A 21978-nucleotide genomic window follows, 5' to 3' on the forward strand; every position below is an offset into this window, starting at 1 on the left:
CAGTAAGATAACCTATCGAACTGAATTAACCATATGTCCCTTAAGACGGAAGACAGGATTATAGTGAGCGTCTGAATCGAGCACCATCTCTGTGTTGTCAGAGTTAGTGATACGAAAACGATAGGCTCTATCTCCCGTCTTATATTCGAAGTAGTTCCCATCGAAATCAAAACTAGTCGACACAACAGATCCTCGCACTGACACACCATTGGCATTGAGCACAAATTCGTCCGTTACATAATGTGCAACGTCCTGCTCTACCCAAGTGCCATACAACAAGTGGTCAGGCGTTGCTGCATCTTGTACTCGTGAAAGCACATCGCTGAATAAAGAAACCACAGCAAATGAACCCACTAGGGCCAATACCATCAAGCAACGTTCGATGATCTTACGCTTCAATTTAGACTGATTGCGTTGTTCTGCTTCGCTGTAAAGGTTTTCCGTTATCTCATCGATCTTGTTCTTTCTTGCTGGCGCTTGCTGCATTCGGTTACTACTCATAAAGATGCTGTATATATTCTACACTGAGACCGTTTGTATAATGAAGTCTCGATGAGAATAGTTTGCGCTTTATTCCAAAAACATGTTGTTTAAATTTGAATTTAAATGCTAAATTATCGAATAAATAAACAAAATGGACTTGTTCTGTGAAATTAAGAAGTACAGCGCTAGTAAAAGGCTTCAGACAATCAACACCTTACGTAAATGCTCACCGTGGCAAAACCATGGTCATTATGCTAGGAGGCGAAGCTGTTGCTGACAAAAATTTCGGCAACATTATTAGTGATATAGCCCTACTCCACAGCCTAGGAGTCAAGATTGTTCTCGTTCACGGGGCAAGACCACAGATAAATCAGCTGCTAGCAAAGCAAGATTGCCATACGCCTTACCATAAGAACATTAGAGTCACTGACGAATATTCTTTAGGGGTAGCGATGCAAGCCGCAGGTCAATTACAGCTGGCTATTACAGCTCGTCTTTCGATGAGCCTTAATAACACCCCAATGGCAGGCACTCAACTGAATGTGATGAGTGGTAACTTCATTACGGCTCAGCCGCTAGGCGTAGATGACGGTACGGATTATTGCCACAGCGGACGTATTCGTCGAATCGATATCGAAGGGATTAATCGCACACTTGATCAAGGCTCTATTGTCCTGTTAGGTCCAATTGCTAGCTCCGTGACAGGAGAAAGTTTTAACCTGCTTTCTGAAGAAGTCGCAACACAAGTCGCGATTCGCTTAAAGGCAGACAAGCTGATTGGATTTTGCTCCGAACAAGGGGTAACCGACGAAAGCGGTAATGTACTCGCCGAACTGTTCCCTAAAGACGCTAAACAAATCCTAGAACGCTTAACGGAGTCTCAGAATCCGACCGAAGATATGAGCACGGGAACACTACGCTTCCTAAAAGGTGCTATCTCCGCTTGTCGAGCCGGTGTTCCACGTTGCCACTTAATCAGTTACAAGGTCGATGGCGCGTTAATCCAAGAGCTGTTCTCTTTTGACGGTATTGGTACCCAAGTCGTGATGGCAAGTGCTGAGCAAGTAAGACAAGCTCAGATTGATGATATTGGTGGCATATTTGATCTCATTCGGCCCCTGGAAGAACAGGGTATCTTAGTTCGTCGCTCAAGAGAGCAGTTAGAACAGGAGATCCATCGCTTTACCATTATTGAAAAAGACGGGCTTATTATTGGGTGCGCTGCGCTTTATGCGTATCCAGAAGATCACATGGCAGAGATGGCGTGCGTCGCTATCCACTCTGATTATCGAGATGGGAACCGTGGTCAATTGCTACTGGATTACATGCGTCACCAATCCAAGTCTCGAGATATCGACCAGATATTTGTTCTTACCACGCACAGCCTTCATTGGTTCCGCGAACAAGGGTTTTACGAGATTGGGGTTGATGAATTACCGATGGAAAAGCAGGGGCTTTATAACTATCAACGAAATTCAAAAATCTTAGCATTGAACGTATAATTAAAAATTTAGATCGAAATCTCACTTTGTTCCAAAAATAATTGCAAATGTAATCGTTTACTATATGAGTTTTATCAAGTATGCACTTTAACTCACACCAATAATTGTATAGAATTTGCACGTTTTATGGATATAAACAAACGTTTTTATTGGAATACCCCCAATGTTTGAACCTGTAACATTGAGGAGGTCACTGCACGGATTGCTATCCCCGTTAACGTTTAGCACGACATCAATATGTTGAGCGTTAATATAAACAGCAAAAAGAGCAACATTGATATGAGAACCATTGTTTGTAATTCGCTGCAAAGTTTTTGGGATATGGCTGATAACCAATTCTTAGAAGGTTTAGACGTACACTGCGTTTTCCCTGTGAGCGAGAATCTAAAAGAGTTTATCTTGAACTGCCAAGCCAAATACAAGATAAACCATATATCATTTACTCGAGCGTTTTTAGGAACAGATTCTTAATAACGCTCAAAGCGACCAGGGATGGTTGCTTTATGTACTACCTTTTAGCCATTTAGCCATTTAGCTGCGTTACCCCTCACTAGAACCCACTAACAGTTAAAGTGAACAACTCATTAGCCGGTTAAACGACTTCCTAAACCGCTAACTCGCTCTGTTTTCACTTTAATACCACGTTTTAGTACATTGGTATCACTGAACATCATCAATCGTTTCTTTGCACGCGTAATACCGGTATAGATAAGCTCTCGCGTTAGAATCGGGCTAAAATCTGGCGGCAGGATCATTAAGGTCAAATCAAATTCGCTACCCTGAGATTTGTGAATCGTCATCGCATAAGCCGTTTCATGATCGGGAACTCGGCTTGGAAGCACCGCTTTCACGCTGCCATCCGGCAATTCAAAATACACCTTCAATCTAGGCGCAGAACTCGCAGCTATTGAATGGGAAATATCATAAGAAGCACTACTGGAATCGGCCTCAAGCATGCAGATACCAATATCACCATTATATAAACCTAAACCATGGTCATTACGCGTTACCATTACTGGTCGCCCGTGATACCACAATTCGTCATTGTGCGGATTCACCAAACGTCTTGCTGCTAGCGCCCTTTCGATCCTGTTATTCAAACCTTTAACACCAAAATCGCCTTCACGAACGGAGCACAGCAATCGACATTTGCTGAACAAATCGAGAACCGATTTAGCTCGCGCTTCTTGAGTCTCTAGCTCGTTTAAAGGAACATTCATTCTATTGAGATACTCACCATACTCATTAACTAAGGTACGCAGCATCAAGTTATAGCTATCACTCGACAGCGGGTGATTTTCAATGTCTCCAAATCCTTTAGCAAACACTTGATCGACCTGATTAGCAGAGCCGTTATTGATTGCTTTTGCCAACTGCCCGATACCTGAACGAGCATCGAAACGATAACTCTTCTGCAGCATACACAAGCTATCTGCAATCGCAGGAGGGTTAACCGATCCAGCTTTGACCTGCCCTGTATTAGCTATCGCGTCAAAGCCTGTCATCTCCGCAATCAAATTACCTTGCGCTGTGCTGTAGCCTGTTGAATTAAACGAGCAGATATCACCTAACACCGCGCCCGCTTCAACTGAAGCGAGTTGGTCTTTATCCCCCAACAAGATAAGCCTTGCGTGTTCAGGGAGTGCATCCACCAGCTTATACATCATGGATAAGTCGACCATCGAAGCTTCATCCACCACCAAGATATCAAGGTGAAGTGGATTACGTCGGTTGTGTCTAAATTCCGCTCGATTAGGGATCGCGCCGAGTAATCTGTGTAAAGTACTCGATTCCGTTGGTATGTTGGCTTTTACTTCAGGCGCTAAAGGCAGCTGCTCAATCGCTTTGCCAATCGACTCTGTTAAACGTGCCGCCGCCTTACCTGTCGGTGCCACTAGCTTGATCGTCGGTGTTTTACCTTGGCTTAACGATTGCTCGACCATAGCCGACAGTAATTTGGTTACCGTGGTCGTTTTACCAGTACCCGGCCCACCAGAAATCACAGCAAAACGACGACTTAACGCCACTGCTGCTGCGACCTTTTGCCAGTTCAAACAGACGGATAACGGCACTAGGCTATCCAACACCTCTAGATCCATTACTTGCTTGGCTTGAACAATCACTTGGTCGATCGCGCCCCAATCTAGAGCCTGTTCATCAACGATATCGAGATGGTCACACACCAACTGTTGGCGTAACACCTGAGAGGTTTGTTGACTCGAACCAGCCTTGGCTAATGCGTTAAACAAAAAGTGATAACTGCGTGCGAATAACTGATTCAGCGTTTCAGTCAGCGCCTTCTTCTGTTCAATATTGAACTCTACTGGCTTACTTAAACGGTTTAACGTTTCAGCCAACACAACTTCGTAGTTCCAATAGCGCTGTAAATAAACTCGCTGTCCATCAAACATCAGCGGCTTAACGCAATCATTAGTTGTGCCAACTAGGTTTGACGATTGAAGTACCGCCACCCAATCAATACCTAATAACTTTTGATTCAGTTGCAGTGCCGTTTCACCGTACAACCCAAGTAACTGAGCAAGATCCGCCGTTTGTTCAGGGCCTACCGTATACTGCTGTATAAGCTGAGTACAGATATGCCCCTTGCCTAATTCATGGCTCACCACCCCTGCGAGAAAACCGACTTCTTGAGAGTGAGCCGCGGCTTGCTGAGCAATAAAACGGGCAAATTGATAATCCAACTGACGAATTGAGCCCTTATCAGCGAGGAACTTTAATACATCCATGAGTTGCTCAGGGATAAGTGAAACTGGCTTAACTGAGTTCGCTGTCTCTATGCTGGTATTAGTGGTCGTTGTCATTATAAAAGCCCCATCTGTCCAGTTTCATCGTCATTCAATTGTGCTAAACGTCTGTCTATCACTTTACCGTCAATCAATTGATCCATTTCATCGAGCAAAGCCAAGGTTGGTTTAGCCGAGAAAATACCTTGTTGAGATTGTCCGTCCATTCCTCTTAAGAACAAGTAATAAACCCCACCGAAATGTTGCTCATAACTGTAGTCAGCAACGCGGCTGCGTAAAAAGCGATGCAATGCCAACGCATAGATTTGATATTGCAGATCATAGCGATGGTCGGCCATCGCCGATTTCAATGCCTCACCATGATAGACGGCAACATCATCACCTAGATGGTTCGATTTCCAGTCGAGTACATAGTATTTACCTTGATGCTCAAACACTAAATCGATGAAGCCTTTCAGCATGCCTTGCACGGTTTGGAAACCTAGGTCGCCCGCCTTGGCCGACAAGGGATCATGATACTGAATGGTTTGATTCAGCTCAGATGCGGCCAACACTTCTATCGGCAACAAGAACTCCATCTCGACCAATCGTTGCGTTGAGTCTTTCTTGCTTAGCTTTAAGTCCTTACCATCTAACGCGGTGTTCAGCACCGTATCGACAAGTTGTTGAAGTACAGGTAACCACTCTATTTCGTATTGCTCTGATTCTAATAAGTGAGTGATTACTTGCGTGTTATATTCGCTGGTTGCTGGCTCGGTAAATTCAACATCCTCAAACAAGGTATGTAAGAAGGTACCTGGGCGAGCACCGCGAGGGAACGAAAATATAGAACGTTCCGGTTCAATCAATTCCGACTCGTCTTGTTCATCCGCTGAGTCGATATCGAAACCAGACACCTCAATGGTCGCATCATGGCTCGCGCCGTGACTGCCCTGTTTGACTAAGCCCGAATAACTGGTGATTCGCCAAGCTCGGTCAATTGAAGCCTTGAGTTCGTTGGCCTGTAACTCGTCACTCACTTGCTCTGTTTGTACAAACACTTGCTCGTGAGCTGTCGGAGTTTCAGACAGTAATACGCTTGAATTCTTACCCTCAATCGCTGACAAAGCTTGATGCAACTCAGCAATGCCTTGCTCTTGTCCGTTTTGAATCAAGTAGCCCATAGCACTTAAGTGAACACCGGTCGGCTCTTTGGTTGAGCGCCCTTTACGTAAAGGAGCCATACCAATAAAACAGCCATAAACCGCACGAGTAAGCGCCACGTAAATCAAACGTAGATCTTCTGCCAATCGCTCTTTATCCGCTTGTGCTAAAGCACTATCACTGCCCGTAATATCAAGTACCGTGGTATCTGAGTCATGGTCGTAGAATTTACCTTCACTCGCTTCTCGGTAGCTCGCCACGAACGGCAAAAATACGAGGTCATATTCCAAGCCTTTCGACTTATGAATAGTAACAATTTGAACTAAGTTTCTTTCTGATTCAAGGCGTTGAATGTCGTCTTCACTGCCACCTAAACCATTTTGAGCATCGGAAATCGCTTCTGCTAACCAGCGCAGCAAGCCATAATCACTGTCGAGTTCCTGCCTTGCTTGCTGTAGCAATTCGCCAATGTGCATTAAATCAGTGAGTGAGCGCTCACCATTTTCTTCTTCCAGTAAACGTTCCGCGAGATGTCGTTTACTGATCACACTGCGAAGCATTGGTAACACACCACGTTGCAGCCACAACTTACGATATTCTCGAAATTCGTTAACGACGTTTTCCCAAACCACTTCATCGTTGTTGAGTTCATCCAATGAGGCGGCATCCAGAGCAAACAACTCCGACGCTAAACTGGCGCGTAATGCACGGTCATTTTCAGGTGTCAGCACCGCCTGTAGTAAACGCTGAATATCTTGTGCGACCAAGCTGGTGAAAACGCTATCTCGGTTAGACAAATACACGCTTGCAATGCCTTGTTCAGACAACGCGTTCTTAATCAGGCGACCTTCACTACCAGTACGAACCAAGACTGCAATATCACCTGCATTCACAGCATGTTGTTTTTTGCCGTTATCAAAATAGGCTTGTTGATTTTGAGAAGCGGTCAGAATGGTTTGAATTTGACTCGCCGTCGCCTCAGCCATGGCTTTGTGATATTCGCCTTTCGATAATGGCTTATCTTCCGCTTCTTGTAGCCAAAAGGTCAATGCATGCTGAGTTTCACCATTCATCACCCACTGGCGTTTGTCAGCCGACGGGCTGGCTGCGACAGGTAAGAATGGAATATCTTGATCATAGATAAACGGGCTATCCGAATTCATAAACACTTGGTTTACCGCACTGACCATGTCAGCACTCGAACGCCAGTTAGTCCCCAGCGTGTAGTGAGCACTAACTTGGTTTCTCGCCTTAATGTAGGTAAAGATATCCGCACCACGGAAGCCGTAAATTGCCTGCTTCGGATCACCGATCATAAACAAACCGCATTGCGGGTTATCTAAATAGATTCGGCTAAAAATACTGTATTGCAACGGATCGGTATCTTGGAATTCATCAATCATCGCTACTGGGTATAAGGTGCGAATTCTCTCCACCAGCAGTGATTGCTCATCTACATCGATTGACGCGGATAACTGAGTCAGCAAATCATCAAACGATAACCACTGCTTCTGCTGTTTAGCCTTAGCCAACATAGTTCGACAATGAATAATCGCATGTGCCAGCAAAGGAGCTTTTAGATCTGCTGGAGAATTTAAGAAGTCTTCAATCGCTTCGAAAACTGCGTGTTGAGGTGCAGTGCCTTTTGGTGTTTTTTCAATTAACGTTGCTTGTGAGAACTTCTCTAGTTTATCTGGAAACTGGTAATCATGAGTGTCGCTTTGCGCCCATGCTGTGACGGCTTCTAACCAAGTCGGCAAAGACTTCTTAGTGTAGCTGCGCTTATTCACATCCGATCCAGAAATCAAAGCCAAAAAGTCCGCTTCGGATTCACACCACAACGCCTTAAGTTGCTTCACTTTATCTAAGTTTTGATTGTGCAGAGTTTGCAGGTCTCCCGACATCGCATCTACCGTCAATTTCAGCGGAGAGCCCGTCAGATAGCGATTTACATCGGCAAGTAACGAAGCGGGAGAACCCCAAATATTTCGCACCTCACCTGCAAGTTGAATGGGTAACGGATAAAACTGTTTACGCCAATAGTCGGCAACCACTTGTGCTTTCAGATGGCTTTCATCGGTCACAAATTCATTATCAAAGCGGCTTCCAGACTCGAAGGCATTCTGAGTCAACATTCTCTGACAGAAACCGTGAATGGTGTATACCGCCGCTTCATCCATTTGCCTTTCAGCATTGAGCAGAGTTTTCGCCGCACCAGCATGATCATCGATGGCTTGTAAGAGAGGAGCAATCACTGGGTCGTCACTTTGACCACGAGCAAACGCAATACGTGCATCATGGATTCGCGCACGAATACGATCGCGTAGCTCTGCGGTTGCCGCTTCAGTAAAAGTCACAACCAGAATTTGGTCTACGGTCAGCGGCTCATGGTGTCGAGTAGCTTCCGTCAGATCGCCTTGCGGCGCAGCAGTACCGTGCCCGAGCAGTAAACGTAAATACAAGCCAGCAATAGTAAATGTTTTACCCGTACCCGCTGATGCTTCAATTAAACGCGCGCCATGAAGTGGAAACGTCATGGTATCAAGTGTTTGTGGAACGATTACCTGAGCACTGCTTGTAGTCGTCATGCCTTACTGCCTTCTGATAAATGTGTTGTTACAAATGTGACCTAGCGTAGAAAATGTCATTCAATTTACGTCCTACGCCAATTTGTTAATAGTTAGTGCGATCTCTCTCACGGATCAATTCAGATCGCCTCGCTACTATGCGCCCACGAGTTCAGGAGCGCCTACGAGTTTTATACTCATGCGTTACTTTGAACCACTGAATAATGGTCCCTCTGACCTGTGGCCGTACAGCGAACGCCCTACACTAATAATGATTTACTGGCGGCCACTTTATTTCCTGTACCTTGATTCCTCATAAACGACTTCCTCTCGTCATTTTATAAGCCCTGCACACCAAGTTTACATCTAACTCTTTATTTCCCATGCTTTTATTCAAACGCATCTCTTTGATAAGCATATTGTTGGTGATCTTGCTGATCACTGCCGATTATTCCTGATCTTCAAGATCGGCAGCGGCGAGTCTTGCGGCCTGCAGCACAAGCGTTGAATACATTCGCGACTCAGCAGCCAGAGCATCATCCCACTTAGACCAAATACGTGAGATGTAAGTATCTCGACCCTCGCCAGTAAAGGCGAAGCTGTCATTAAAGGTATCAGCCATTTTCTTTAGGGACTTTTCTTCGTCATCAACCCATTTACCGCGGCTAAAGCCCGCTTCAACACCAGCTAACGCGGTTTTCGGGAAGTAAGGCAGTGGTGCTGTCATGCCTTGATAAAACAGTCGTACTAACTCAGCCAGCAAACTCTTCGCCTGAAGCGCATCGCCAATAGGTTGTAGCGTTTGGTGAACCACGCCTTCTTTTCTGTCGTAGCCAATAATATGGGTCGTTTTTCCATGTCCCATCACTGCACAACATAGATGATCAATCCACGCTGCCAAATAATCTTGAGAGCGTATTTTACCGCTACGGAAACGAACTAGACCCGATTGATAGTTTTTAGTTAACCAACCCATCAAACGAACAGGTTTGCCTTCGCCTAACACATCAAATTCGATATTCACTTCGAGATCTTGCTGCGGTGATCCGCTCACAAATCGAATTTCTTTGGCTAAGTCTTCCGCTTGAACACGGTTGGTTTCAAATTCGATATCACCAAAGGCGCCGACCGGTAATCGACCCTGTGCTTTTTGCTCAGAGACAAACAGGCGCACCGCTTCATCTGCACCTTCAGGATGGTCCAGCAACACTTGCAGCAGCGCATCTTTAAGCTGGAAGCTCTCTAGTCCATTGAGTACGAACGGCTCATCGTCTTCCATCACAGGAAGTGGCGGTTCAAACACCACTTTTAGACGGCGATTAAAGAAGTACTGCACTGGCAAACGCCAAAAACGCTGTAACTCAACCAAGTCGAGTTCCAACGGGTACGTTGCACCCAACAAATAGTCATCCAAGGCACGATTGAATTCACCACTACGTTCACCGGAACGGTTAGCCGCAGGAAGCCATTCTTTGGCGTAACTCAGCACATGGTTTGCGTCACCTTGAGTAAAGGCTGCAGGGCTAAATGGTGTCATGGTATGTTCAAAGCTGATCGCTTGAGTCAGCTTGATACCTGAATCATCACTTGGTAGGGATTGGTCTTCACTTAAGCAGTAGTTCTGTTGGCAGTACTCAATTAACTCTGAAACCAATACCGACGGCACTCGCTCAGTATTATCTTGAATCGAACGGCCGACATAACTGATGTACAAGCACTCTTGCGCCGACAACATAGCCTCTAAGAATAGGTATCGGTCATCATCACGACGAGAACGGTCACCCGGACGAGTGCGTCCGTTCATTAAATCAAAACCTTCTGGTGGCATTGACCGAGGATAAACACCATCATTCATACCTAACAAACAAACCGTTTTGAACGGAATGGAGCGCATGGGCATCAGGGTACAAAAGTTAACTTGGCCAGCTAAGAAACGTTGGCTAATGCGCGCGCCAGATAGCTTATTATTGAGGTACTGGTAGATAATGCTTGGCGACAATTCTTGTTCATACAAGGCATCGTCAAGTTGTTCATTCAGTTGCGAAAGCGCATCACGAATCGACTTAAGTACCACCTCGCCTTCCAGCTCGACCGCAAAGAAATCATCAATCATTTGCAGCAAGATTTCACGCCACATATCGATAGATTGTGTTTCAGTTAAGCGTTGACGGTAATGGGTAATACGATCGATAAAGTGCGCTAACTTACCAGCAAGTTCGGCGTTAATGCCTTGAACTTCGTTATAAGCAGCAATCGGAGAGTGTTCGGTTTCAAACAAACCTGCGGAATCCGACATCGCATAGCCTAAGAGCATGCGCTGGATACCGAATAGCCAAGTGTTTTGCTCAGTAGCAGGCAAGTCAAACTCCGTTGCGGTAGACGAGTCGACGCCCCAACGAATACCCGCTTCTTCAACCCACAGCTTAGCTTGCTCGAATTGAAATTCATCGATACCAAAGCGTGCCATCATCGCTGGAATTTCTAATAACTCTAATAACTCAGAAGCTAAACAACGCGTGTTCGGTAGCGCGACCAACTGCATGAAGGCGGTCAGAATTGGGCTTTCTTGGTCAGCCGTTCTATCAGAGATCGAGTAAGGGATATAACGCTCACCCGGAGCATTACCAAATACCGCCTGAATCGCTGGGCTATAAGCATTAATGTCAGACACCATCACGATGATATCGCGTGGTTTCAGTGTCGGGTCTGCATCAAACATTGCCAACAGTTGGTCGTGGAGGACTTCCACCTCACGCATTGGGCTGTGACACGCATGCACGGTCAGCGAGCGATCGCCAAGCTCAACCACCTGTTTATGATTACTGGAATCTAAGATGTGATCATCTTGATGTTCTTCTAGCTGGAGAATATCGGCTTGCAATTGATGGAGCAGGCTGTCTCTCTCTACATCAATAAAGAACTCGTGCTCTTCACTGTCTGATTGAGATAGCAAAAACAGGTTATCTCTGCCCAATTTACCCATAGACGCCAACAAGCTATTACCGACAGCTTGGCTAGTATGCAGTTCATCTTCAACGTTGGCTTCAATGCCATCTTTCAAAGGTGATACTTCACCTTCTAGCTGAGGTAAACCATCAACCAACGCAAACTGCTTACGACGCTGCGCTTCAACTCTTGCCAAGTATTTACGATCGCGAATATCGCCCCAATAATGTTGGCAAGGATTGGTAAACATCAAATGAACATCAATCTGCTCACCAAGTGCTTTCAACGCGTCCATATAACGAGGAGGCAGCGAAGAGATACCAAACACAAACAGACGCTTAGGTAAGTGTTGTAGCTGACCTTGTTGATTGGCTAACGCTTCAATAAAGTCGTGATACAAGTTACCACGGTGATACTTCGATTGGCCTTGAGACAGGGTTTGCTCATAGAGTGTCTTCCACAAAGTTGGCTGCCAAGGATGTTCTTGTTGCCCCTCATCATCAATTAACTCGGCAACGGGCTCTCCCGCTTCCCACATCGCCATCCACTCCGGTCGATACACCAAGTATCCATCGAAGATATCGGCAATTTTCTCTGCCAATTGGTACAACTTCGAATCATCTTCGTCGTTTTCAAGGTAGCGTTGTAGAGGTAAAAAATCAGGGTGGTCAAGCTTAGCGGGTAGCAAACTCATCAGCTTCCACGTCATCGCTTCTTTGTTAAAAGCACTGCGTTTAGGTACATCAGGAAGCACTTGGGTAAACATATCCCAAATGAAGGTTGCTGGAAGTGGGAAATCGATATTTGCTGCTACGCCAAACTCTTTGGCGAGTTCCATCTTAAGCCATTGAGACATGCCTGGGCTCTGAACCAAGATCTGCTCTTTTTCGAAAGGATTGGCTAAAGGGTCACTTTTAATTAAGTGAACGAGAAGGATTTTTAAAGTATCAACTTTATTGGAATGGTAAACAGTAAACAAAGTGCACTCACGCTAATCTTGCCACAATATAAAGCCAGATTAGCATAAGTGCTGAGTTTGGATTAGGAATATAAGCTGATGAAATACCGAAAGCTTAAGCTCTGTTTACCTTTTGAACTATTGCTTCTTACAGTCGACCCGCTACCGCACCTAAAACACGATGAGGTTTGTAGTTCATGTAGTAACGAACAGCGACATAACCGACCACCAAGGTTGCCACAATCAGTTCTAGGTACGCTAGATTGAACACTTGGCTAATGTAGTGTGCTTCAACACCTTGTACTTGCATCCAAGCCGCCAATTTAAACAAAGCTGTTGCACCGATTACAATTGGGAAGGTAAACGCTGCGTAACCTGGGCTAAATGGTAGGCGAAGTAGTTTGAAGAACGCCACGTAAATAATGAACGTCATTAACACCGCTATACCAAATAACAGACCAATGATCACTGGTGAAGGTGTTGCAGTAACCGTTAAGTAACCCGCTAAAGATAAACTCGCTGGTGCCGCCATAATTGCAATGGTTGGTTTTGCTGCATCTGGCACTTCATGAGAAAAGATCAAACGGTAGATCATGAGCGGTAGCATTACAGCATAAACCAACAAGCCAAACACTAAAGTTGCGTGTGCCACTGGTTCTAAAATAGGGTTCCCAGAGAAAGAAACGTCTGCCACGATAATACCGATCGGTGGGACAAACCAACTCGGTACCATGTGGTGTATCTCAAAGTTTTTAGCTCTGTGGTACAAAAAGCTCACTAAGAAAACAACATGCAAAGCCACTGAAGCTAACCACATTGCTTCTTGCAGAAACTGAGAGATTGGGGCCAACGAAGCTGAAACCACCATACAACCCATCGCGAATGTAGGAACAACACTGCCGACAACAGGATGAGCAAGATCTTCACGCAAAAGGTGACCATGAATTAAAAATTTCACGGCTAAAACAAGAAGTAATACCGCAGCAATACCAGCACTGATCCACTGCACCAAACCCGGAGTGGATAAGATACCTTGCGCGACTAAAACGCCATCCCAACACCAGCCCAAGCTTGCAATTGCTAGTGCCAACCCAGCCATGGGTGTTGGAGCTCCTGTTAATCTATATTTAATACGTTGAATCATGTCAGCCTCTCTTAAACTTAATTCACTCAATTTGTGAACTCATCAGCTTGTTGAAGCCATAATACGCTTGCGCTTCGTTTAACAATATCCAATTATATATAACAAGCGTTCATTAATTCTGAACGAAATTTATTTCACCAACAGTGTAGAAATAGGAATCTGATGGCTAATATTTCAATCAAACAACTCAAAGTGTTTGTCACCATTACCCAACACTCAACGCTTACCTCAGCGTCAGAAGCCCTGTTTTTATCAAAGGCAGCTGTGAGCATGGCGCTAGGTGAAATGGAAAAACAACTGGGTCACTCTCTATTTGACCGGGTCAACAACCGATTAATTCTCAATCAGGAAGGACAAAAGTTGCTTCCCTTAGCTGATGAAATACTTCACCGAGCGGCAGGCATCGATGTGTTGTTCCGTGATGACCAACCATTAAGTGGCAATCTAAAGGTCGGTGCGAGTGACACGATTGGTAATCAAGTGGCACCCTTTATTTTGTCAGGCTTCCGTGAGCGAACTCAGCATCAAGATCAAAGCTTGTTCATTTCAAACAGTGCCCTGATCTGTCAAAAGTTGGTGGATTATGAACTGGATATTGCGCTAATTGAAGGGAAAACACTTCATCCAGAACTGCTCTCAAGCCAATTCAGTAGCGATGAAATGTGTATTATTGTTAGTAATCAACACTCTTTAGTGGCAAAAGACAAAGTTAATTTGAGAGATTTAGAAGGCAGCCACTGGATACTTAGGGAATCAGGTTCAGGAACTCGTGAGTTCTTCCTGCGTACCGTTGCTCCTCGTATAGAGCATTGGTATGAGTCATTTGAGCTAAATACCACGGAAGCGATCATCAACTCTGTTTCTGCAGGTCTTGGCTTTGCCTGTTTATCGCGTTTAGCGGCACAACGCTCGATTGATTCAGGCCGAGTGAAAGCACTTGATGTACCACTCGACATGAAACGCCGATTTTGGATACTGGTCCATAAAGACAAATATCAAAGCCCACTGCTGAAATCTTTCATGGGTTATTGTGAAGACTGGGCTACACATCAAGATTGAGGCCGCATAGTTAGGCCCTCAACTGGACTTTTTGCACCAGAAACTGTATAAAAAGCCAGTAAAATTTATCAAACTTAGAGGATTAACCATGGCTGTTATCGTCAAGTACGTGGTGGAACGCAACGGAGAAGAGAAAATGACTTTTACCTCTAAAGCCGAAGCTGACGCATACGACAAAATGCTGGATATGGCTGATGAGCTTTTTGAACTGTTAGGCAAAAGCGATTTAGTTGAAGATGAAGGCAAGCAAGAAGAACTTGCAATGTACCTAGCGAAGAATAAAGAAGAAGTTCTTTACGCATTGGGCGCTAAGCGCAAACCAGTACCAAAGAAAGCGAAGAAGCTTGAAGCTGTTGAAGATGCAGAAGAAGATGCAGCATAACTAGCTGTTCCCTTTCTAAAAAACGTCAATAACACCTCTAACAAGAGTCCGTTATTGGCGTTTTTTTATACTTATTGAAATATAATAAAGCTTGTTATAGTCGAAATCGCTCTAAACATTCGCTTGCACAAAAGTGTGATAAAGATCTAATCTATAGCCATCAGGTGATGGGGTTCCACCTAAGCTTTTGCTTCAACCGCCCGTTCTTTCGAGCAGTGCTAATGACTCCTACAGAATCGAAAACAGGTAATACTGTTGGACGTATCGCTACTCCTCCATTTTGAAATGGACTTAGTCTATCAAGACCAAGCTTCATGACACCTTTGGATTATCGATACTCAAGATCTGTAGTGAATTAGCCGCACCTCTTCCAACACGTCCTGTTTTCTCAACGCCCTAGGTCTTAAATGGCTCTATCAATGAGAAAACATTATGCACTACTCTTCAGAAATTCAATCAATGTGCCCTATTCAAAGGGGTGATCTTCACACTTCAGCTCCAATTCCAGTTGAAGGCGCCATGGTTAGCCCAAAAGATGTCATCGCTATTTCTGGCTTAAGCCATGGCGTAGGCACTTGTGCACCACAACAAGGTGCAGCCAAACTGACGCTCAACGTAAAAAACGGCATCATCGAAGAAGCACTAATCGAAACGATTGGTTGTTCAGGCATGACTCAATCAGCCGCGATGGCAGCCGAAATCCTCACAGGAAGAACCATTCTTGAGGCCCTGAATACTGACTTAGTGTGTGACGCGATTAACGTAGCCATGCGCGAAATCTTTCTGCAATTTGTTTACGGTCGAACTCAATCTGCATTCTCTGAAGGCGGCCTAGAAATTGGCGCGGCATTAGAAGACCTAGGTCAAACACAACGTAGTCAAGTAGGTACTAGCTATTCAACTTCAGCGAAAGGCGTTCGTTACCTAGAGCTAGCCGAAGGTTACGTGACCAAGCTTGCACTTGATGACCATAGCGAAGTAATTGGCTACGAATATCTCAACCTCGGCAAAATGATGAAGGCGATGAATCAAGGTATGTCAGCCAATGAAGCAGCAGACCTTGCTATGGGAACCTACGGTCGCTTCGATGAAGCTGTAACCACCATTAATCCACGCCAACAATAATTTTTGCCAATTTAGAGGAAAGATATGATGAACACTCAATTTAATGAATCAGTAACTCGCGTATTGGCAGAAATGAACTTCGACTCTTTAGAGCAAGCGAACCAATACTGTAAAGCCCACAACGTTGATCCAAAAGCCATGGTGATGGACACCCAACCTATTGCTTTTGAAAGCGCTGCCGATGCTTATATCCTTGGTTCAGCACTAGCTCTATTCCGCAAAGCAAGCAACGCTGAACAAGCTGCGAATATCATTGGTGAAGGCCTTCAAGCATTCACCAAACCTGGCAGCGTTGCTGAGCAACGCCAAGTGGGGATCGGCCACGGTGCGCTAGCTGCGCGTCTTCTAAATGAAGAAAGCCACTGTTTTGCTTTCCTTGCGGGCCATGAATCTTTTGCTGCTGCAGAAGGTGCGATTAAAATTGCACTCAACGTCAACAAATCACGTCACAACCCATTAAAGGTAATACTCAATGGTCTAGGTAAAGATGCGGCTTACTTAATTTCTCGCATCAATGGTTTTACCTACGTGCGCACTCAATACGATTACCAAACGGGTGAGCTTGTTGAAACAGAACGTCGCCGCTTCTCACAAGGCCCTCGCGGAGAGATCTTGTGTTACGGCGCTGATGATGTACGTGAAGGCGTGGCAATCATGCACAGAGAAGAAGTAGATGTAAGTATTACAGGTAACTCAACTAACCCAACGCGCTTCCAACACCCTGTTGCAGGTATCTACAAAGCAGAGCGTACTCGCCAAGGTTTACCTTACTTCTCAGTTGCTTCAGGCGGCGGTACAGGTCGAACATTACACCCAGATAACGTGGCAGCAGGCCCTGCGTCTTACGGCATGACAGATACCATGGGCAGAATGCACGCTGACGCTCAGTTCGCTGGTAGCTCTTCTGTTCCGGCTCACGTGGCAATGATGGGCTTCATCGGTATGGGTAACAACCCAATGGTAGGCGCGACAGTCGCTCTCGCGGTTGCTGTTAGTGAAGCTCAAAACGCCTAACGACTGAACTTAGTAAATCTAATTAGAGGCTCCATAAGAAATCCGTTAATTGATAAACCGACAATAACGCGCAAATGAACCTCGACATCTATCACTAAATCTAAACAGCCAGTTTGAAGCTGGCTGTTTTTCATCCATATTTGCTCTACTATCTATTCCTAATCGTTATTTATCTATAAGATTAAATGCACCTATCGCTAGGTATTTAACCTTATATTTTTAAAGGAATAATATGAAAGAGTTGATCATTCATACCATCACCGTATTCATGGGCTTTTTTGCCATCATGAATCCCATCGCCAATACCCCAATATTTTTGGGTTTAACGGCTGATAGCAATAGAGAGATGGTTAAGTCGATCGCTTTCCGCTCAGTGTTCATCGCCTTTATCATCGTGAGTACCTTTGCTATTTCCGGCAAGCTCATCTTTGACCTGTTTGGTATCACGCTTTACGCACTGCGCATAACCGGCGGTATTCTTGTATTTCTGATTGGTTTTCACATGCTACAAGGTGACTCGACGCATGCCAAAGCAAAAGAGAAGGTCAATTCAGACGCGCAGCAAGATGCAGCATTGAGTATCGCGGTATCACCTTTAGCCATGCCAATACTAGCGGGTCCCGGCACCATTGCAACTGCGATGAACTTTGCCAGTACAGAGGGGATTTACGAGACCATCATTACCATTGTGGCGTTTGGCCTCCTATGCACCCTAACCTACATACTGTTTGTATTCGGGGAGCGCTTTGTTAAAGCTGTCGGACCAAGTGCGTTGAACGTAATTACTCGAATGATGGGTTTGATACTTGCAGTTATTGGTATGCAGATGTTGATTGAAGGGATAGAACAGGCTTACAAGGCGCTGTTTATCTAGTTAATACCTCAAAATTCCAATACAAAAATAGCCAGCAATTTGCTGGCTATTTTTTAAGGCTTGTTTGTGAATTAGTTCGCTGGGCAGCCTTTCACTTCTAAACCATTACTCATATAGATTAGATCACCATCTGCTGGTGCGTACTGCGCGGCAGTGACATTAGGGTTATTAACAAAGAACTCGCGCAACACAGCGGCATCCGTTAACTGCGTCGAATCAACATCAATTATTGGGTAGTCATCACCGCCAGCGGCACTAAAGCTGATCACGGAGAACGTGTAGGTGTCCGCTAAATCAAAGCCTTTGCCATTGATATCTCGAATGGTCACATCACTCAAATCACAGTCGACGGTTAAGCTAATATTGTCGAGCTGGGCATAAGCGCCAGATCCTGCAGTCATCGTCGCAACAACGTCTAAATATGCTTTAACCTCAGCCCCTGTCATCGTTGCTTTAGTCACGAAGTTTCCGAAAGGTTGAACCGTCAGCACATCACGATAAGCAATATCACCCGCCGCAATTGAGTCACGAACACCACCAGAGTTCATCACACCAAAATCAGCATTAACTAACTTATAAGTGCGATAAGCTTCCCCTAACAAATGACCAAGGTTAGTTTGCTCAGATCGAACCACATTACGGTCACCTTCAAGCTTCGCATCGGTTTTAGAGATAATGACATCTAACAACTCTTGTCCCTGCTGCTGATACGCGGAAAGAGTAGCAATTACTGTTGAATTAGGTTCAATTTCAGATTGGATAAATTGGTAATCACCATTTTCATCCTTCTCTTTTAAGTTCACGGGTATCAGGTCGTACTTCGCTAAATGCAGCTTTCCATCGTAAAACTCAAAATCAGCTCTACCTACATATTTACCCCATTCGTGAGCTTGCATGATGTAGGTACCATTTTGCTGATCCGGCTTACAGTCATCTCCCGGATTGAAATCAGCATATTCATTACCTTCCATACAAACAGGATTTTGAGAGTGCCCGCCAATAATGGCATCTAACTGACCTTCTTCTAGAGAGCGAGCAAGCAACACATCGCCAGGCGCTTCACTACCATGCTGACCATCTGCGTAATGCCCCATATGAGTCGTAGCAAAAATCAAATCAACCGTTTCATTGGCCTCAATTTCTTTTATGGCTTTTTTGATTTCGACTTGCGGGTCGGCAAAGTGAATCGTCGCGACGTTGTCAGGGTTAACTAATTTCGCCGTATCTTTAGTTGTCAGGCCAATAACCGCAACCTTTAAGCCATTGATAGTGAATACTTTATATGGAGAGAAAAGGCGTTCATCAGTAACTGTGTCTCCATCTTTGATATAAATATTAGCCGCTAGCATCGGGAAGTCGGCCAATTCCGCCTGCATATCTAACACATCCAAGCTATTGTCGAACTCGTGATTACCTAACGCCATCGCGTCGTAACCAAGAAGATTCATACCTACAAAATCTGGTACCGCATCCTGCATATCAGACTCTGGCACACCAGTATTAATGTCGCCACCGGACAATAGTATCGTCTCACCACCATTTTGAGTAACTTCTGCACGAATACTATCAATCAGCGTCTTACGAGCCGCCATCCCATACTCACCCTTACTGTTCTCCCAAAAACGACCGTGATTATCGTTAGTATGTAACACAGTAAACTTGGTACAAGAAGCAGCTGTGTCACACGTTACCGTGATGTCGTCACTATCCGAGCCACAACCAACCATCGCTATGCCGATAGAGAGCACCAGTAAAGACTTAGTAAAATTCATAGAAGATCCTTTATTAATCGTTTTAATGTCGTTATGGCAGGCAATATACTGACATCTTGCAGGGTTTTAGTGATCGTTCTCTTAATTACACTTCTGGAAAATTGGGTATTTACCCTAACTGTAGGCACAAGCGATTAATCAACAGAAGTCGAATAATTCTGATAATAAACATGAATTTATAAAGAAAGTGTGACTCACTCTATTGATACTGCTAACAAGAGGATGGGCTAAAGATAAGTGTCAGGTGTGGAAATGAAATGGCACAGCGCTACTTAAGCAAGCACGCCCCTGTTTAAGAGCGAGGTATAATATCCGGATAATGAAAACTATCGCTAAAAAGACAAGCAATATCATTTTACAGACTTTATCCCGATACGCCCTTTCATAACGAGGGCGCTCTCTTTATGATGAACGCAATTAAATTAACTTTGCTAACGGCAGCGCTTGTTATTCGAGCTTCTGTTATTGAATAGCAAAATCAAGACTCAACACATGGAGATTCAACATGGCTTACTTTTCACTAGCCTTCGGTACGGCAACCACAAATCGCGACAATAAAATTATTGAAGCGTTCTTCCCTAATCCACTTCTAAATCCAAGCGACGCTCTTGTGGCCGCAGTGGCTGAAGTATCAGGTTACTCTGAAGGCAACCAAGCTATCGAAATCTCTGCTGCACAAAGCGCAGAACTAGCGAAAGCATTCGCAGCAAACGACGAGGCAGCAAACGCATCTTTCGCAGAAAAAGCTGCAGCGTCTGAACAGCCACTTGTTCTTGTTATTCTTGCTACTGACGAGAAGCCAGCATCTGTTGCTGAAGGCTTCCTAAAGCTACAACTTATCTCTAACCGCTTAGTACAACCGCACGGTACGGTACTAGACGGTATCTTCGGTTTACTGCACAACATCGCATGGACAAACGAAGGCCCTATCGACCTTCCTGAACTAGCGGAGCGTCAAATTGAAGCTCGTCTTGCTGGTCGTGCTCTGACTGTAGATTGCGTAGACAAATTCCCTAAAATGGTGGATTACGTGGTACCAACAGGTATTCGTATCGCTGATACTTCTCGTGTTCGTCTTGGCGCACACGTAGGTGAAGGCACAACAGTAATGCACGAAGGTTTCATCAACTTCAATGCAGGTACAACTGGTGTGAGCATGGTTGAAGGTCGTATCTCTGCTGGTGTTGTTGTGGGTAACGGTTCTGATATCGGCGGCGGCGCTTCTATCATGGGTACTCTGTCAGGTGGCGGTACTATGGTTATCTCTATCGGCGAAAACTGTCTACTAGGTGCAAATGCAGGTCTTGGCTTCCCAATGGGCGACCGTTGTACGGTTGAATCGGGTCTTTACGTGACTGCGGGAACTAAAGTTCGCATGCTAGATAAAGAAGGCAACGAAGTAGAAATCATTAAAGCTCGTGACCTTGCTGGCGTTTCTGATCTGCTGTTCCGTCGCAACTCGATCACAGGTCAAATTGAGTGCCTAGCGAACAAGTCTGCTGTTGAACTAAACAGCGAGCTACACAGCAACAACTAATCTAAACGTTAGACGCTAAATTACTAGATACTAAAAACTACAAAGCCGCTGGGGGTTTAATCCAGCGGCTTTTCTTTTATAAGAATAAACAAACTAGATTATGCTTTTTCGGCTGCCAGCTGCTCAAGAGCCTGAATAGAAGTTTCTGAAACCAATGTTCCATCCATGTAGTAACTGACCTTGTCGCCATCACGAACACCCATCAGTACAGCTTTTTGGCCATCATTATAGGTAATGTCCATACGTATCGTATTTTCATCGATTTGTTGCATTTCGCCTTGCTCGATATGACGATTGTTGAAACCAAGTGGGGCTTCTTTCAGCGAATCATCTAGGCTGTCGTTCACATCAATCATGGTGTCGACTTTGCTATCAAAGATGTGAGGCGCGCCAGTGAGTGGGTTTTTGCCTACCCAGAATTCGATCGAGTTGAATACGATGTAATCGGCTGCGAATGTTAAAGCGTAAACTGGAGCAAGCAAGAAGTTGACCCCGGCACGAGCGTAACGGTTGTCTACAACCTCAACGTTAAACTTCATTAGTTTCCCAGTAACCGCATTACTACCAACACACCCAGCTAACGACATGACAATCGCTGCTACTGCAACGGCTTTTGTAATTGTTGTTTTCATAGTTCCCTCTTATGCCACAATGATTGATTCAGTTTCTTGCATAGCCAAACAGCAGTCTTCCTGTTCACGTACAGA

The 21978-nt window shown here is 44.8% G+C and carries 15 protein-coding genes and 1 riboswitch; of the genes, 8 read left to right on the forward strand and 7 right to left on the reverse strand.

Translation table 11 applies throughout. From position 1 onward, the window contains the following. Positions 1–12 precede the first annotated feature (12 nt). Entirely contained in the window at positions 13–486 is a 474-nt protein-coding gene (locus L8S15_RS09860; protein WP_010438996.1) for a DUF2850 domain-containing protein, read from the reverse strand. A 161-nt stretch (positions 487–647) separates the two neighbouring features. On the opposite strand from L8S15_RS09860, the gene argA reads away from it, so the two are divergent. Together argA and L8S15_RS09870 are read left to right on the forward strand one after the other, a co-directional pair. Then, on the forward strand, positions 648–1985 hold the full coding sequence (gene argA / locus L8S15_RS09865) for an amino-acid N-acetyltransferase (protein ID WP_010438993.1): 1338 nt from the start codon (positions 648–650) through the stop codon (positions 1983–1985). 279 nt (positions 1986–2264) lie between these two features. Further along, the gene (locus tag L8S15_RS09870) at positions 2265–2456 is read left to right on the forward strand and encodes a hypothetical protein (RefSeq protein WP_008223046.1); all 192 of its coding nucleotides are present in this window, start codon (positions 2265–2267) and stop codon (positions 2454–2456) included. Positions 2457–2569: 113 nt separating this feature from the next. On the opposite strand, the gene recD is transcribed toward L8S15_RS09870, so the two are convergent. The 4 genes from recD to L8S15_RS09890 all read right to left on the reverse strand — a co-directional run bounded on the left by recD (position 2570) and on the right by L8S15_RS09890 (position 13463). Further along, a complete protein-coding gene (gene recD / locus L8S15_RS09875; RefSeq protein ID WP_029189382.1) occupies positions 2570–4810 on the reverse strand; it encodes an exodeoxyribonuclease V subunit alpha in 2241 nt (746 codons plus the stop codon). Next, the gene (gene recB, locus L8S15_RS09880; protein ID WP_010438988.1) at positions 4807–8481 is read right to left on the reverse strand and encodes an exodeoxyribonuclease V subunit beta; all 3675 of its coding nucleotides are present in this window, start codon (positions 8479–8481) and stop codon (positions 4807–4809) included. The genes recD and recB overlap by 4 nt, the downstream gene beginning before the upstream one ends. A gap of 427 nt (positions 8482–8908) precedes the next feature. Next, positions 8909–12385: an exodeoxyribonuclease V subunit gamma gene (recC, locus tag L8S15_RS09885; RefSeq protein WP_280572879.1), complete on the reverse strand. Its 3477-nt coding sequence runs from the start codon at positions 12383–12385 to the stop codon at positions 8909–8911. 127 nt (positions 12386–12512) lie between these two features. Beyond that, entirely contained in the window at positions 12513–13463 is a 951-nt protein-coding gene (locus L8S15_RS09890; protein ID WP_016797246.1) for a TDT family transporter, read from the reverse strand. A 207-nt stretch (positions 13464–13670) separates the two neighbouring features. Between L8S15_RS09890 and L8S15_RS09895 the strand changes: the two genes are divergently transcribed. From L8S15_RS09895 to L8S15_RS09915, 5 genes are all read left to right on the forward strand, one after another. Further along, on the forward strand, positions 13671–14567 hold the full coding sequence (locus tag L8S15_RS09895) for a LysR family transcriptional regulator (RefSeq protein ID WP_280572882.1): 897 nt from the start codon (positions 13671–13673) through the stop codon (positions 14565–14567). 88 nt (positions 14568–14655) lie between these two features. Continuing rightward, the gene (locus L8S15_RS09900; protein WP_010438976.1) at positions 14656–14949 is read left to right on the forward strand and encodes a YebG family protein; all 294 of its coding nucleotides are present in this window, start codon (positions 14656–14658) and stop codon (positions 14947–14949) included. A 154-nt stretch (positions 14950–15103) separates the two neighbouring features. Continuing rightward, a riboswitch (Fluoride riboswitch) is annotated at positions 15104–15187 on the forward strand. A gap of 194 nt (positions 15188–15381) precedes the next feature. After that, positions 15382–16074 (forward strand): iron-sulfur cluster assembly scaffold protein, encoded by a 693-nt coding sequence (locus L8S15_RS09905; protein WP_016768344.1) that lies wholly within the window; start codon positions 15382–15384, stop codon positions 16072–16074. Between the two features lie 24 nt (positions 16075–16098). Further along, positions 16099–17088 (forward strand): GGGtGRT protein, encoded by a 990-nt coding sequence (locus tag L8S15_RS09910; RefSeq protein ID WP_016790314.1) that lies wholly within the window; start codon positions 16099–16101, stop codon positions 17086–17088. 232 nt (positions 17089–17320) lie between these two features. Then, positions 17321–17962 carry a MarC family protein gene (locus tag L8S15_RS09915; protein WP_010438967.1) on the forward strand — a complete coding sequence of 214 codons (642 nt, stop codon included), beginning with the start codon at positions 17321–17323 and terminating at the stop codon, positions 17960–17962. A gap of 71 nt (positions 17963–18033) precedes the next feature. Here L8S15_RS09915 and ushA read toward each other — a convergent pair whose 3' ends face one another. Continuing rightward, positions 18034–19734 (reverse strand): bifunctional UDP-sugar hydrolase/5'-nucleotidase UshA, encoded by a 1701-nt coding sequence (gene ushA / locus L8S15_RS09920; protein ID WP_016792172.1) that lies wholly within the window; start codon positions 19732–19734, stop codon positions 18034–18036. A 505-nt stretch (positions 19735–20239) separates the two neighbouring features. Here ushA and dapD point away from each other — a divergent pair. Continuing rightward, entirely contained in the window at positions 20240–21271 is a 1032-nt protein-coding gene (gene dapD, locus L8S15_RS09925; RefSeq protein WP_016785980.1) for a 2,3,4,5-tetrahydropyridine-2,6-dicarboxylate N-succinyltransferase, read from the forward strand. Between the two features lie 98 nt (positions 21272–21369). On the opposite strand, the gene L8S15_RS09930 is transcribed toward dapD, so the two are convergent. Continuing rightward, positions 21370–21903 (reverse strand): DUF3332 domain-containing protein, encoded by a 534-nt coding sequence (locus L8S15_RS09930; RefSeq protein ID WP_010438960.1) that lies wholly within the window; start codon positions 21901–21903, stop codon positions 21370–21372. Between the last annotated feature and the right edge of the window lie 75 nt (positions 21904–21978).

Origin of the sequence: Vibrio sp. S/42/10 (assembly GCF_029890535.1) — a bacterium.
GTDB classification, from domain to species: Bacteria; Pseudomonadota; Gammaproteobacteria; order Enterobacterales; family Vibrionaceae; genus Vibrio; species Vibrio cyclitrophicus.